Source organism: Streptomyces himastatinicus ATCC 53653 (assembly GCF_000158915.1).
GTDB lineage: Bacteria > Actinomycetota > Actinomycetes > Streptomycetales > Streptomycetaceae > Streptomyces > Streptomyces himastatinicus.
Genome location: NZ_GG657754.1, coordinates 1,204,807 through 1,218,524, shown reverse-complemented (window position 1 = coordinate 1,218,524; position 13,718 = coordinate 1,204,807). Strand labels below are relative to the sequence as shown.

Here is a 13,718-nt window from a genome sequence, read left to right as displayed (position 1 = left end):
GATGCCGACGAACTGGAAGAGGAAGACGGTCACGAGCGCGGTTTGTCATGGTGCGCAGCACGAGGGTGCCGAAGATCCGCCACTCGCCGGCGCCGTCGACGCGGGCCGCCTCCAGCATCTCGGCCGGTACCGCGGCCTCCGCGTAGATCCGGCACAGATACACCCCGAACGGGCTGACGATGCTGGGAATCAGCACCGCCCAGTAGGTGTTGGCCAGGCCCACCTTGCTGAACAGCAGGTACAGCGGCAGTGCGAGCGCGGTACTCGGGAGCAGCACACCGGCGAGTACGACCTTGAAGACCGCCTCCCGCCCGCGGAAGCGGTACACGGCGAGGGCGTATCCGGCGGCGCCCGCGAGGAGGGTGGCCAGCGCACCGCCCACCCCTGCGTACAGGATGCTGTTCCAGGTCCAGCTCCAGAAGATGCCATCGCCGTAGGAGAAGACCTTCGACAGGTTGGCCGGCCACCGCGGGTCGGAGAACCACAGTCCGAAGGTGCCGAAGAGGCCGGCGCTGCTCTTGGTGGAGGCCACCACCAGCCAGTAGACGGGCAGCAGGAAGTAGAGCGCCGCGACGGTCAGCAGGGCGACCAGCAGGATCCGTGACGGTTTGATTCCCCGGCGCGGCTTGCCGGCCCGGCCTGCTCCGGCGGTTCCCGAGGCTCCGCCGGGGGCGGCCACCGGCTTCTTGACGTGGGGTGCGGACACGCTCACCGTGCATCCTTTCTTTCCCCGCGGTTCACCAGGCTGAGGAAGCCGAAGGACAGCACGCTCGCCACCAGGGCGAGGATCACCGACTCGGCCGCGGCGAGGTAGATGTTGTTGTTGGCGAACGCCTCGTTGTACGCGCTCAGGTTCGGTGTGTACGAGGTGGTGACTGCCGGGGTCAGTGGCTTGATGACCAGCGGTTCGGCGAACAACTGGAGCGTTCCGATGATGGAGAACACGCCGGTGAGCACCAGGGCCGGCCGGGCGAGCGGCAGCTTGATCCGCATCGCCGTCTGCCACGCACTGGCCCCGTCGATGCGGGCGGCCTCGTAGAGGTCCTGGGGAATCGCCTTGAGCTGGGCGACGATCACCAGCATGTTGTAGCCGGCGAACTCCCAGATCACGATGTTGGCGATGGACCACAGCACGCCGTCGTAGCCGAGGAAGTCGGGCGCGAGCCCGACCCTGCCGAGCAGGTCGGTGATCGGGCTCACGCCGGGCACGTACAGGAAGCCCCACAGGATCGAGGCGATGACGCCGGGGACGCCGTACGGCAGGAAGTAGGCGGCACGCAGGATGCCTGCCCAGCGGTGGGAGAGGGTGTCGAGCGCCAGTGCCAGCGCGGTGGACAGCAGCAGCATCACCGGGATCTGCACCAGGCCGAAGAGCAGCACCCGCGCGAAGCTCTCCAGGAAGGCCGACTGCTGTAGGGCGAGCGCGTAGTTGTCCAGCCCGGCGAAACCGAGGGTGGCCGGGCCCAGGCCCAGCGGCCCGGAGCGGACCGGTGTGAGCAGGCTCTGGTAGAGCGCGTAGCCGAGCGGGAGGACGAAGGTGAACAGGAAGAGGGCGACGAAGGGAAGCAGGAACCCCCATGCCGCCCGGTCGGGGCGAGCCGAGCGCAGGCTGCCCGGTGCGGACTTCTTCGTCCGGTTGACCGTGATGCTCATCGCGCGCTCCTTGCTTCGAGGCCCTTGGCCCGCAGGTTGTCCACGGTGCCTTTCTGAGCGTCGGACAGCGCGCCGGTGAGGCTGCCTTCCCCGGCGATGGCGGCGCCGAAGGCGTCCTGGAGCTGGGCGAAGTCGGCATCCGTGGTGGGGGACCACTTCCAGGATGTGTCGATGGCCCGGTCGGACACGGTGAACACGTCGTTGTACCGCTGGCCGCCGAAGAACGGGTCCGGCCGGTCGAGCGCCGATCCGCGGAAGACGCCCGTGGCGGCGGGCCAGCCGTAACCGGCGGCGACGTTCAGGTCGATGGCCCGGCGGTCGGTGTTGATCCAGTGCGCGAACCGAAGCGCCTCACGCGGGTGGCGGCTGCCCTGGAGCACGGCGGTGGACGACCCGCCCCAGTTGGCGGAGGCCTTGTGCCCTGCCTTCCATTGGGGCAGCAGGGCGACCCGCCACATTCCCGCGGTGCCCGGCGCGTTGCCGCGCAGCAGGGCGTCACCCCACTGCGGACCGATCCAGGCGGAGATCTGTCCGGTCTGGATGTGCTTGTACCAGGCGTTGGACATGTCGGGTTCGACGAAGACGAGGTCGTCGCGGACCATCCTCTCCCAGTACTCCGCGACCTCGCGGGAGAGATCGTCGTCCAGGTCGACGACCCAGGTGTCGCCCTCGGTGCGCACCCACCGGGCGCCGCGCTGCCAGCACATCGCGGCGAACCAGGTGGGCTGGTTGGGTGCGAACGCGCACAGCCTGGCGCCTTTGCCGCCGGCCTTGACCACGCGGGCGGCGTGTTCGAACTCGTCCCAGGTGGCGGGCGTTTCGATGCCCCACTTGGCGAAGAGGTCGCGGCGGTAGAAGAGTCCCATCGGGCCGGACGCCTGAGGGACGGTGTAGACCTTGCCGTCGAAGACGCCCTGCTGCCACTGCCACGGCACGTAGTGGTCGCGCAGGTCGTCGGCACCGTACTCGCTCAGGTCCGTCAGGCCGTTGACCAGCATGAAGCCGGGAAGCTCGTGGTACTCCACCTGCGCCAGGTCCGGGGGGTTCCCGGCCGTCAGCGAGGCGTGCATCTTCTGGTAGCCGCCCGTCACGTTCTGGGGGATGGTCTGCATCTCGACGTGGATGTCGGGGTGCGTCCGGTTCCACAGGTCGACGGTCTTCTGCATCGGTACCCACGTCCAGAAGGTCAGCTCGACCTTCTGGTCGCGGCGCGTGGGTTCCTGCCTGGTGACGCGGGTGGCTCCGACGGTCTGGCCGCAGGCGGTGAGGGCGGGAGCGGCGGTGAGCGCCGTGGCCGTCCCGATGCCCCACCGGAGAACGGCTCTCCGAGACGGTGTTGAGGTGTCCATACGTGTCCCCTTGTTCTACGGCTTGCGCAGTACGGCTACTCCGGCCCCCGGCAGCGTGACGCGGTCCGAGGGGGGCGTCCCCTGGGCGAGGGCGTCGGTCATCGGCTCGGGCAGCCCGACCTCGACCTGTTCCGGCCCGTGGTTCAGCAGGAAGACGAACCGTCCGCCGTCACCCTCGCGGACGGTCGCCTGGACCCGCTCGGGAAGCCCGGCGAGGACGGGGCCGGCGCCTGCGGTGCGGCACACCTCGTCCATCAGGGTCCGCATGGCCTCCGGCGCGAGACGCGTCGCGACGTACCACGCGCTCCCCTCGCCGAAGGGGTGGCGGGTGACCGCGGGCTGCCCGGTCAGCGGGCCCGAGTCGAAGGCGGCCACCGTCCGCGCCCCCTCGGGTACGACGACTTCCGACCACAGGTCGGCGTGGCCGACCGTGCCGTCCTGGTGCCGTACGTCCACCGTCCCGTCCTCGGGCAGCGGCCAGAACTCCTCGACGTGCAGGCCCAGTACGTCGCGCAGCGGCGCGGGGTAGCCTCCCAGATGCACCCGGTCGCAGTCGTCGACGATGCCGGAGAAGAACGACACCAGCAGATGGCCGCCGCCGCGTACGAAGTCGGTGAGGCGTGTCGCGTCCCGCTCCCGCAGCAGGTAGAGGTTGGGCACGACGACGAGCCGGTAGCCGGACAGGTCGCGGTCGGGCGGCACGACGTCGCAGACGACACCGGCCTCGAACAGCGGCCGGTAGTGGGCGAGCGCGATCTCCATCTGATCCAGCGCGGTGGACGGATGCGAGTCCAGCTCCAGCGCCCACCAGCTGTTCCAGTCCAGCACCAGGGCGACGTCGGCGGCGCACCGCGTGCCGGCGATCTCCGGTACGGAGGCGAGTTCGTGGCCCAGCTCGCGCACCTCGCGGAAGGTTCGGGTCCCGGTGCCGCCGTGCGGGAGCATCGCCGAGTGGTACTTCTCGGCGCCGCCCCTGGACTGGCGCCACTGGAAGTACAGCACCGCGTCCGCACCCTGGGCGACCGCCTGCCAGCTCCACAGGCGCATCCGGCCCGGTGGCTTGGGGCCGTTGCGGTCGCGCCAGTTCACCGCGCCGGGGGCCTGCTCCATCAGCATCCACGGCTGACCGCCGCGGGCGGACCGGGTGACGTCGAAGATGAAGCCCGCCGCGATGTGGGTGTCCTGGTCGTGCGGGTCCTGGTAGACGTCGACCGAGACCACGTCCTCCTCGGCGGCCCAGCGGAAGGCGTCGACGGGCTTGTGCACGCCGATGAAGTTCGTCGTGACGGGAACGTCCGGGGTGACGCGCCGCAGCACCTCCTTCTCCGCCAGGTAGCACCGCAGCAGCGCGTCGTCGGAGAACCGGGCGAAGTCCAGCTGCTGCGCGGGGTTGGGGAAGGTGGGCGCGAGCCGTGGCGGCAGCACCTCGTCGAAGCTGTCGTATCCCTGTGCCCAGAACGCTGTCGACCAGGCGTCGTTGAGCGCGTCGACGGTGCCGTACCGGTCGGACAGCCAGCGCCGGAAGTCGGCAGCCGACTCATCGCACCAGCACATCGGGGTGTGGCAGCCGTACTCGTTGCCGATGTGCCACATCTCCAGCGCGGGGTGGTCGGCGTACCGGGTGGCCAGCCGCTCGACCAGGCGCGTGGCATGGCTGCGGTAGACACCGCTGGAGGGGCAGTAGTGCTGACGGCCCCCCGGCCACATGCGGCGGCCGTCGGCGGTCTCCGGAAGGATGTGCGGGTGCAGCCGGGACAGCCACGGCGGCGGGGACGCCGTCATGGTGGCCAGGCATACGGCCACACCCGCTCCGGCGAGGTTGTCCATGACCCGGTCGAACCAGGTGAAGTCGTACTCCCCGGGCCTCGGCTCCACCTTGGCCCACGAGAAGATGCCGGCCGTCACCAGGGAGACGCCCGCCTCCTTCATCAGCGAGACGTCCTCGGCCCATACCTCCTCGGGCCACTGCTCGGGGTTGTAGTCGCCACCGAAGGCGATCCCGGCCGGGCGCAGGCGCCGCCGGGCATCGATTGCTACCGCATGTGCCTGTTGCATGCGGGTCAGTGTTGGAGCGCGACCAGAGGCCCGTCAAGATATATGCATTATTAATTGAAAGGGTTATGGTGGCTCGTGAGCGGTGGGCGCGAGGCGGTGAGCTGTGCGCGGGTCCCGCGCACAGGGCTTTGAGCGGAAACGGAGAACGTGGTGATCCATCTCGGTAAGGGGCTGCACGGCCAGGCCGTGGAGGAGATAGGCCGGCGCATCATCCGCGGTGACATCCCACCGGGCTCCGCGCTGCACCCGGACAAACTCGAAGCGGAACTCGGGGTCAGCAAGACCGTGGTGCGCGAGGCGATGCGGGTCCTCGCGTCCAAGGGGCTGATCGAATCCCGGCAGAAGCGCGGCACGACGATCCGGCCCCGTGCCGACTGGAACCTGCTCGACAGTGACCTGCTGCGCTGGCAGGGGAGCAGCGCTCCGAGCGAGGGCTTCCTGGAAGACCTCGCCGAGGTCCGCGCCATCGTCGAGCCCGCCGGCGCCCGGCTCGCCGCAACCCGTCGCACCGACGCCGACCTGGACGCGATACGGCAGGCGCTCGATGCCATGGCAGGGGCCGGTACGGACGCGGACGCGATGGTGGAGGCCGATCTGGCCTTCCACCGTGCCCTGCTGGACGCCGCGCACAACGAACTGCTGAGCCGGATGGAGGTCGTCATCGAGGCCGGTCTGCGCATACGGGACCGCATCGTGCACGGGGCCCAGCACACCTCCGACTCCCTCCCGGTCCACCGGGAACTGCTGCGAGCCGTCGAAGCGGGCGACCCGGATGCCGCCGTGGCGGCTGTCGAGTCGCTGCTCACTCAAGCATCCGAGGACTTGGCGGCCGTGCAGTCAGGGGACGAATGCGGCGATGTCGCCGGGGCCGTGCGGGAGGAACCCTCGTGAAAATCACCGGACTTGAGACATCCCGGGCTCGCCGAACCTCGCACACTCGTGGAATCGCTCCGAGCACGGTGAACTCCCAACCCGCGCGGCCGCGTTCCGCTCGGACCGCACCCGAGGCGGTCACCTTCGGCGAGACGATGGCGGCGCTTCGGGCGCACAGCGCGCTACGACTGGGCGGAAGTCTCGGCCTGTTCGACCAGCAAGACGGCACCACCATCCGCTGACCGAGGAGACCGACCATGACATCCGCCGCGGAGCAGCCGGTCACGATCGCGGTCCAGGGCGGTTACGAGCTTGCGGAAGGGGGCCGCTGGGTCGGCGGCCGCTTCGTGTACGTGGACATCCTCAGCGGCCGGCTCTTCGAGCTCCGTGACGGCATCGGCCGGACACCGCGCCAACTGGCCCGGCTCGACGTACCCCTGGGCGCCGTCGCGCCGGTCCGCGACCGCCCGGACACCTGGATCGCCGCCGCGGGCACCGGAATCGCCCTGCTCACCGCCGACGGCACACTGGAATGGCTGGACCGCCCCGAGGACCGCACCCCCGTCCCCAGCCGGATGAACGACGGCGTCGCGGACCCCGCCGGCCGCTTCTGGGCCGGCAGCATGCCCTACGACGGCACCCCCGGCGCGGGCTCGCTGTACCGCACGGACCACGACGGCACAGTGGTACGCGTCCTCGACGGCCTCACCATCGTCAACGGGCCGGCGTTCGACGCCGACGGCACGACGCTGTACCTCGCGGACAGCGCTGCCGGCACCATCCACCGCTGCAGGGTCGACCCGGCCACCGGTGACCTCACCGGGCCCGAGACCTTCGCCCGTTTCCGCACCGATGAGGGCAGCCCCGACGGAATGACCGTCGACGACGAGGGCTGCCTGTGGGTCGCGGTATGGGGCGGCGGCGCGGTCCGCCGGTACCACCCCGACGGCCGCCTGCTCCACACCCTGGAAGTACCGGCCCCGCAACCCACCTCCGTCTGTCTGCACCCCTCGGACTCCCGCATCCTGATCACCACCGCCCGGCATGGGCTGACCAATCCAACCGCAGCCTCGGGCGCGGTGCTCAGCGCCCCCGCACCGGCCCGAGCACCGGACACCCACTCCTGGGGGAGGGGCGGCCCGGCCCCGCGGTGAGGGCCACGGCGGTCGTGCGCGGCCGGGTGGCGGATGTCGTCCGCGAACCTGGCGCCTGCGAAGTGCTGAGGAAAACGGTGTCGGTGGGCTGGACGGTAGGCCAGCTCAGAGATGCTGAGCAACCGTCCTCCGGCTCGTCCGTAAGGTGCGGTGGACGGGCAACCCCTGCGGACGCGGGGTCGGTCGACATGGCTGAAGAGACCGACGGCGGTGGGAGCAACCTCCGCGGGCGCGCGAGCGCAAGGTCTCCCGGCCGCGAGCCGGGGGGCGTCAGCCGAAGGCGATGGATCACGACGTTGACGCACCGCCGTCAGGCGAAGGTGACCGAGCTGCGCAAGGCGGCGGACCTGGACCCAAGGCCGGTGAAGTCGCGGGCCTGCACCAGGTGAGCCTGCGCATCCTGGTGCGCAGGGATGTGGGGCGGCGCAAGCCGGGGTGCGGGAAGCGGGCCTCACCCGATGACGTCCGTGTAACCGTGTCCGGCGATGTCTTCGCCCGCGAGCGTTCCGGCGACGGAGCACACACCGGCGTAGAGGCCGTCGTGGGAGTCCGGCAGTCCGCGGTGGGTGATCTCGAGAGATGCGTCGAGGTCGGGGACGGTCAACCTCCAGGTGCCGTTGTGATCGGTGCGCTGGGCGCGGGTGATCGTGTGTGTGCCGTCGGCCTTGAGCTCGGTGAGCCAGGAGGTGCCGTCGCCTGTCGTATCCCAGACGCTCAGGTACCGGCCCGCGCCGAGGTCGAGTCCGAGCCAGGTGAAACGCGGGGGCTCGGTGCCCTCGGAGCCCCACTGGCGGTCGAACCAGGTGCGCCCGCTGACGTGGTACGTGGTGCCGTCGGCGGTGATGGTGCCGGACGTGGTCAGGCCGGGCAGTGCGTACTGCCCGCAGGTCCCGCCGAAGAACGGAAAGAGTCCGGAGCCGCCGTTGTAGAGCACGGGCTCGTCGCGCCGCAGAGTGAGGTGGACCGTCGCGGAATCCGTGGCACCAGTGATCTCCAGGTCGTCGAGGCCTCCGCTCATCCGAAGGATCGAGGTCCGTATGCCGAGGGAGTCGGCGGACAGCGACACGGCGTCGAGGCTCTCGGCTGTCTGCTTCTCGCTGGTGTGAGGGCCGGGTTCCTGGAGCAGGGCGACAGTGCTGTGGCAGGTGCCCTGCACGGTCATCGTGTGGATCTTCACCCAGAAGGTGGCCTCGCCGGCGTGCAGTCGGGCCGTGAACCACCAGGAATCCAGCGCGTTGGACGGGTCGGCGGGGAGTTCGTCGGCGGCACTGATCAGTGTGGGGTGTGTTGCGGTCATCGTGTCTCCTACAGGGGGTGCGGGGATGGCTACCGCCGTCCTGGAGGACTGGCGGCGCCGGCTTCGGGAGGCACCGCGGTCAGACCGCGGCGATGTCGATGGACTTCTCCTTGAACTGCCGGGCGGCCAGGGTCTTCATCACGCGTTTGCCGGCCGGACGGCTCATCAGCGACTGCGTGAAGGTGCGTATGGCCTTGTCCCGGCGGCTCTGAGGAACGAACATCGTCAGGCCCTGCGTACGGCCGCCGCGTTGCTGGACGTCGATGAAGGGGCGCAGCCGCTGGTCCCATTCGCGCAGGGCCCGGGCAATGTTGCCGGGGTTGCGCTGCAGCAGGGTGCCGAGCAGGTCGGCTCCGGCCAGGGCGGTGGAGGCGCCCATGCCGGAGTAGAGGGTGAGGCACCAGGCGGAGTCACCGAGCAGGACGGTGCGGTCGGTGTGCCAGGTCGGCATCTCGACCTGGTGGACGGAGTCGAAGAGGTAGTCGTCGGCCTGCTCGAACTGCTGGAGCAGGTACTCGAGTACGGGCCCGGTGGGTTCGGGGCCGAAGGCGCGGCGCAGTGACTCGATGGGCGGGCGGCGGAACTGGGCGTCCTCGTCGCCGGTGCGGTAGTTGAACAGCACCCCGGGGTGGTGGTCGGTGAAGGGGAACGTCCAGACGGAGCGGCCGGGTTCGGCCAGGACGATGCCATCCTGGGGTCGATAGCCGGGCAGGGGTCCCTTCAGGATGGTGGCGCCGATGATGTGGCTGAGCGGCCGCATGAACTCCTGGTCCGGGCCGAAGGTCAGGCGGCGCACGGTGGAGCGCAGGCCGTCGGCGCCCACCACGAGGTCGAAGCGCTCCGTGGTCTCGGTGGCCCCGTCGCCCTGGTCGGTGCGCAGCGTGACGTCCACTCCGTCGGCGTGTTCGTCGATGGCGATCGGCGTCGTGCCGTAGCGGATCTCGGTGTGCGGAGCGACGACGTCGTAGAGGGCGGCCTCGATGTCCCCGCGCAGGATCAGACGGGGACCGCCGGGCAGATCGCCGTACCCCATGCCTGGACGGCGCCGGCCCGACCGCTCGATGTCGTAGGTGATGCTGTCGGCGCCGGCCCGGTTGCCGATGGCGTCGAGCACGCCCATTCGCTGCGCGGTGGCCCGGCCAGTCTCGAACAGGCCGATGAAGTAGCCGGCGGGGCGCCTGCCCGAGGCGCGCTCGATGAGGACGGGCTCCCAGCCGATCTCGCGCAGGCGCATGGCCGTGGCCAGGCCGCCGATGCCCATGCCGACGATCAAAGCGCGGGGTGTGTTCATGGCGATCTCTTCTCCTTCCCTCTGGGGAATCTTGGGAGGTGAGGTGTGGTCACATGTGGACGGTGGGCGCGCCGTCGGGATCGTGATCGGGTGCGCCTTGGCGGAAGAGCAGGCCGCATACGATCGCGCCGACGGCGAAGACGGCGGCGGACCACCAGTAGGCGGTGGAGTAGCTCTCCAGCGCGGACTGGGCCATGACATCCGGGGTGGGGGTCTTGCCTGCCAGGTAGTCGGTGGCGGCGCCGGCGGCCAGGGTGCTGAGCAGGGCGGTGCCGATCGAGCCGCCGACTTGCTGCATCGTGTTGACGCTCGCGGAGCCGACGCCGGCGTCGGCCGGGTCGATCCCGAAGGTGGCGGCGCTCATCGAGGGCGCCATGATCAGGCCCAGGCCCGCGCCGAAGACGAGCAGCGGCGGCAGGACGTGGGTGGCGTAGGCGGAGTCGATCTCCAGCGTGGTCAGCCAGACCAGGCCGGCAGCGGCCAGGGCCATGCCGAGGGGGACGATCGGTTTCGGGCCGAAGCGTGGTGTCAGAACGCCGGTGGCCAGTGTCGAGGCGATCATGACGGCGACGACCACGGGCAGGAAGGCCAGGCCGGTCTCGACCGGCGAGTAGCCAAGGCTCTGCTGGAGGTAGTACGTCAGGAACAGGTTGACGCCGAACATGCCGGCGGCCGAGATGAACATGGCGATGGATGCGGCACCGCGGTCCCGGTCGCGGAGGATTCGCAGCGGGAGCAGCGGATGTGCGACGCGGGTCTGCAGCCGGACGAACACCGCGATCAGCACCGCGGCGGCGATGAGGAAGCCCCAGGTGCCCGCCGAGCCCCAGCTCTCGGTCTCAGCATTGGCGAATCCGTAGACCAGCGCGAACAGACCGGCCGTAACGGTGACCGTTCCGGGTATGTCGATCTTCACGCTCTTGTCGCGGCGGTGTCGCGGGAGGAATAGCAGGGCGCCGATCAGCGCGACGCCAGCGAAGATCAGGTTGACGTACAGGCACCAGCGCCAGTCCAGGTGCTCGGTGAGGAAGCCGCCCAGCAGCAACCCCACTCCGCCGCCCGCGCCGGCGACCGCACCAAAGATGCCGAACGCCTTCGCGCGCTCCTTGGCGTCGGCGAACGTCGTGGTCAGCAGCGACAGCGCGGTGGGGGCCAGCAGTGCACCGAAGACACCCTGCAGCGCCCGCCCGGCCACCAGGACCTCGAAGCTCCCCGCGGCACCGGCCAGCGCGGACGCGCCGGCGAAGCCGACGAGACCGATCATCATGGCGGCCTTGCGGCCGATGAGGTCCGCGATGCGCCCACCGATCAGCAGCAGGCTGCCGAAGGCCAGGGAGTAGGCGGTGACGACCCACTGACGGCTGTCGTCGGAGAAGCCCAGATCCTTCTGGGCCGAGGGCAAAGCGATGTTCACGATGGTGGCGTCGAGGACCACCATCAGCTGGGCTATAGCGACGACAGCCAAGATCAACCAGCGGTGGTGGCGATGTCGGCTCACGGGCTGCTCCGCCTGCGGCGGGCTTGCCTCGCGCATGGCTGTGCTCATGAATTCTCTCCGAACACGAGACATCAAGTGGAGATGGGATCTCCGCTTAGTGGATCCACCGTAGCACTCAACTGGAGATGGCATCTCCACTTCTTGGGTAAGGTGGGAGCCATGAGCCGCACAACCACCTCCCCCCCGGACCCCGACCGCCCTCCAGCGCGCCCCTTGCGGGCGGACGCGGAACGCAACCGGCAGCGCATCATCGCGGCCGCCCAGGAGGTGTTCGCCAGCCGAGGAGTGGACGTCACCCTCGACGACATCGCCCGCCATGCAGGCGTCGGCGTCGGCACCGCTTACCGCCGCTTCGCCAACCGCGAGGAACTGATCGACGCCGTCTTCGAAGGCGCCCTGCAGCACCTGATCGCACTGGCGGAACAGGCCCTCGCGCACGAGGACCCCTGGGAAGGCCTGGTCCAGCTCTTCCTCGCCACCGGTCAGGACTTCGCCGATGACCGCGGGCTGAGAGAGGTCCTGCTGGAAGGCACACAGGGGGAAGCCCGGTCAGCCATTGCCGGGGAACGCCTCACCCCCGCAGTCAGCGCTGTCCTGAGACGCGCCCAGCGGGCCGGCCAACTGCGTGACGACATCGAGCCGACCGACTTCCCGCTCATCCAGCTCATGCTCGGGGCGGTCACACGGCACAGCAGGAACGTCACGTCCGAGCTGTGGAAGCGCTACCTCACACTCATCCTGGACGGCCTGCGCCACGACCGGGATCACCCCACGCCGCTGCCCCGCCCCGCGCTCGATCAGGACGAATTCGAGCAGACCCTGCCCTGACCTTCTGCTCAACAGGCCCCGCACGGCACCACGCAGAACCAGATCTGACTGGAGACTGCCTTCGACTGCCGTATCGACCACCAGTCGGCTCGAGGACTGCGACCGGTCTCCGTGCACTGCGCACCCGTGCGGAGCGGCTTGGGAGTGCTCTCCAGCTCATGGTGGTCTCACCCAGTCGAGCCGTGCTGCGGCTCGATCTTCCGTACAACGATCTGGCGGTCGGATGAAAGTGCTCCTCGTCGACGACCATCCGGTGGCACGCCGCGGACTGCGGGCCATCCTGAACTCCAGTCTCGGGGACTGCGAGACCCTTGAAGCCGATGACGCGGCAACGGCTCTCGCCCTCGCCCGCGACAGATGTCCAGAGATGATCCTTCTGGACGTCCGCATTCCTGGGGCCATGCCACCGGAGGAGCTGTGTCGGGAACTGCGCGAGCTGCTCCCGAACGCCGTCATCGTCATTTTCTCTGCCTGCAGCGATGCCTCGGTCCTCCATTCTTGTCTTGTTGCAGGTGCGAACGGATGCCTGTTGAAGGACGCATCGGAACTCGATGTCGGCGCCGCTCTGCGGGCGCTCCTGGCGGGACAGTTCGTGCTCGACCCACGGGTCGCCAAGCAGCTTGCCCCAGAGATCATCAAGCCTCGGACAGGAGGAACCGTAAGGCTCACGGACCGAGAGCAGGAAGTGCTCACCCTCCTCGCGCACGGCTGCTCGAACCGAAAGATCGCGCAACAGCTCTGTCTCTCCGAGACGACCGTGAAGGGGTATGTGACCGACCTTCTCCAGAAGCTGGATGCTTCCTCCCGGCTGGAGGCAGTCGTCCGTGGATGCGAACTCGGACTTGTTGCGCTCCGTTCACAAAGGTCGTGACCGAGCTTTCCGTCGAAGGCCGGTCGAAATGTGGTCGGTATGACGTCCCTCGCGGTACGTGCTACGCGTCGTCGGGCCCCGGACCGACAGAGGAGCGCAAGAAGCCGGAGAAGGTCTCCGCGGTCTGCCAGGTAAGGCTCTCGAGCTCGACGGCGTCGAGCAGGATCCGATACCCGCGCCGGTGGGCGTGGATCTCGAGTCGCGCGCCGTTGCGTGTGTAGACCTTGCGGACCCGTATGTCGGCGAACTCGTTGGAGATCTGGATCGGTGGGTCGTCGCTGTAGCGGTTTTCGGGCATCTCCATCCCCGCCTCAGAGGAATACGCCGAGGTTGGCCGTGCCGAGGATCGTGTGGTTGAGCAGCACTTCGCGTCGCCGCAGCCGCCACACTCCCGCCTCTGTGCGCAGCACGTCCTGACGCTCGGCCACCAGCAGGTCATAGTCGGCGGTGTCCCACTGGGAGCGGTGGAGCATCAGGTTGCTCTTCACCTCCGCCTCATCCGGACTCAGCTCGCGCACCCGCACATTGGTAACCAGACGGCGGGTGCGCGAGGGCGGGTCCTCAGCCCACGCGTGCTCGGTCAGTAGTCGGTCGACCCGCAGGCGCAGGGTCCCGTAGGTGTCCTTCATGTGGAAGGCCTCCCGGCTGAACTCCGAGACCCCTGCCGCGCGCTCGCGCGTCGTGCGGATCGGGATCAGGTACTCGAGATCTTCCGACAGGCAGGTGGCGAACCAGCCCGTGTAGTCGGCGTCGTCCAGGAGTTCGGCCTCCCGGTACAGAAACTGAGTACAGGCCCGCTCCAGCTCCGCACTGGCCATCGGCGTCCTCGTCTGCTCTGCCGTCATCGCA

General features: G+C 69.3%; 13 protein-coding genes and 1 pseudogene. 5 read left to right on the top strand and 9 right to left on the bottom strand.

Translation table 11 applies throughout. From position 1 onward, the window contains the following. The 4 genes and pseudogenes from SSOG_RS04520 to SSOG_RS04505 form a co-directional block, all read right to left on the bottom strand. Positions 1-613 (bottom strand): annotated as a pseudogene (locus SSOG_RS04520) (carbohydrate ABC transporter permease); the annotation flags it as partial. Positions 614-708: 95 nt separating this feature from the next. After that, positions 709-1,653 (bottom strand): carbohydrate ABC transporter permease, encoded by a 945-nt coding sequence (locus SSOG_RS04515; protein ID WP_009713027.1) that lies wholly within the window; start codon positions 1,651-1,653, stop codon positions 709-711. After that, complete coding sequence (locus SSOG_RS04510) at positions 1,650-3,002, bottom strand: ABC transporter substrate-binding protein (RefSeq protein WP_009713026.1); 1,353 nt, start codon at positions 3,000-3,002, stop codon at positions 1,650-1,652. Before SSOG_RS04510 ends, SSOG_RS04515 begins: the two co-directional genes overlap by 4 nt. A 15-nt stretch (positions 3,003-3,017) precedes the next feature. Then, positions 3,018-5,057 carry a beta-galactosidase gene (locus SSOG_RS04505; protein ID WP_009713025.1) on the bottom strand — a complete coding sequence of 680 codons (2,040 nt, stop codon included), beginning with the start codon at positions 5,055-5,057 and terminating at the stop codon, positions 3,018-3,020. A gap of 147 nt (positions 5,058-5,204) precedes the next feature. On the opposite strand from SSOG_RS04505, the gene SSOG_RS04500 reads away from it, so the two are divergent. The 3 genes from SSOG_RS04500 to SSOG_RS04495 all read left to right on the top strand — a co-directional run bounded on the left by SSOG_RS04500 (position 5,205) and on the right by SSOG_RS04495 (position 7,084). After that, positions 5,205-5,948, top strand: a complete 744-nt coding sequence (locus SSOG_RS04500; RefSeq protein ID WP_009713024.1) for a FadR/GntR family transcriptional regulator — start codon at positions 5,205-5,207, stop codon at positions 5,946-5,948. 68 nt (positions 5,949-6,016) lie between these two features. Next, a complete protein-coding gene (locus SSOG_RS54725) occupies positions 6,017-6,172 on the top strand; it encodes a hypothetical protein (RefSeq protein WP_154685889.1) in 156 nt (51 codons plus the stop codon). Positions 6,173-6,187: 15 nt separating this feature from the next. Further along, complete coding sequence (locus tag SSOG_RS04495; RefSeq protein WP_009713023.1) at positions 6,188-7,084, top strand: SMP-30/gluconolactonase/LRE family protein; 897 nt, start codon at positions 6,188-6,190, stop codon at positions 7,082-7,084. Between the two features lie 451 nt (positions 7,085-7,535). Here SSOG_RS04495 and SSOG_RS46610 read toward each other — a convergent pair whose 3' ends face one another. The 3 genes from SSOG_RS46610 to SSOG_RS04480 all read right to left on the bottom strand — a co-directional run bounded on the left by SSOG_RS46610 (position 7,536) and on the right by SSOG_RS04480 (position 11,206). Beyond that, positions 7,536-8,381 carry a lipocalin-like domain-containing protein gene (locus SSOG_RS46610; RefSeq protein WP_009713022.1) on the bottom strand — a complete coding sequence of 282 codons (846 nt, stop codon included), beginning with the start codon at positions 8,379-8,381 and terminating at the stop codon, positions 7,536-7,538. Positions 8,382-8,460: 79 nt separating this feature from the next. Further along, entirely contained in the window at positions 8,461-9,672 is a 1,212-nt protein-coding gene (locus SSOG_RS04485; RefSeq protein WP_039936558.1) for an FAD-dependent monooxygenase, read from the bottom strand. A gap of 49 nt (positions 9,673-9,721) precedes the next feature. After that, the gene (locus tag SSOG_RS04480; RefSeq protein WP_050799762.1) at positions 9,722-11,206 is read right to left on the bottom strand and encodes an MFS transporter; all 1,485 of its coding nucleotides are present in this window, start codon (positions 11,204-11,206) and stop codon (positions 9,722-9,724) included. Between the two features lie 249 nt (positions 11,207-11,455). On the opposite strand from SSOG_RS04480, the gene SSOG_RS04475 reads away from it, so the two are divergent. Together SSOG_RS04475 and SSOG_RS04470 are read left to right on the top strand one after the other, a co-directional pair. Next, positions 11,456-11,998 (top strand): TetR/AcrR family transcriptional regulator, encoded by a 543-nt coding sequence (locus SSOG_RS04475; RefSeq protein ID WP_245606221.1) that lies wholly within the window; start codon positions 11,456-11,458, stop codon positions 11,996-11,998. A 223-nt stretch (positions 11,999-12,221) separates the two neighbouring features. Beyond that, positions 12,222-12,869 (top strand): response regulator, encoded by a 648-nt coding sequence (locus SSOG_RS04470; RefSeq protein WP_009713018.1) that lies wholly within the window; start codon positions 12,222-12,224, stop codon positions 12,867-12,869. A gap of 61 nt (positions 12,870-12,930) precedes the next feature. On the opposite strand, the gene SSOG_RS04465 is transcribed toward SSOG_RS04470, so the two are convergent. Continuing rightward, positions 12,931-13,173 carry a hypothetical protein gene (locus SSOG_RS04465; protein WP_009713017.1) on the bottom strand — a complete coding sequence of 81 codons (243 nt, stop codon included), beginning with the start codon at positions 13,171-13,173 and terminating at the stop codon, positions 12,931-12,933. A gap of 7 nt (positions 13,174-13,180) precedes the next feature. Further along, positions 13,181-13,714, bottom strand: a complete 534-nt coding sequence (locus SSOG_RS04460) for an aromatic-ring-hydroxylating dioxygenase subunit beta (protein WP_009713016.1) — start codon at positions 13,712-13,714, stop codon at positions 13,181-13,183. Between the last annotated feature and the right edge of the window lie 4 nt (positions 13,715-13,718).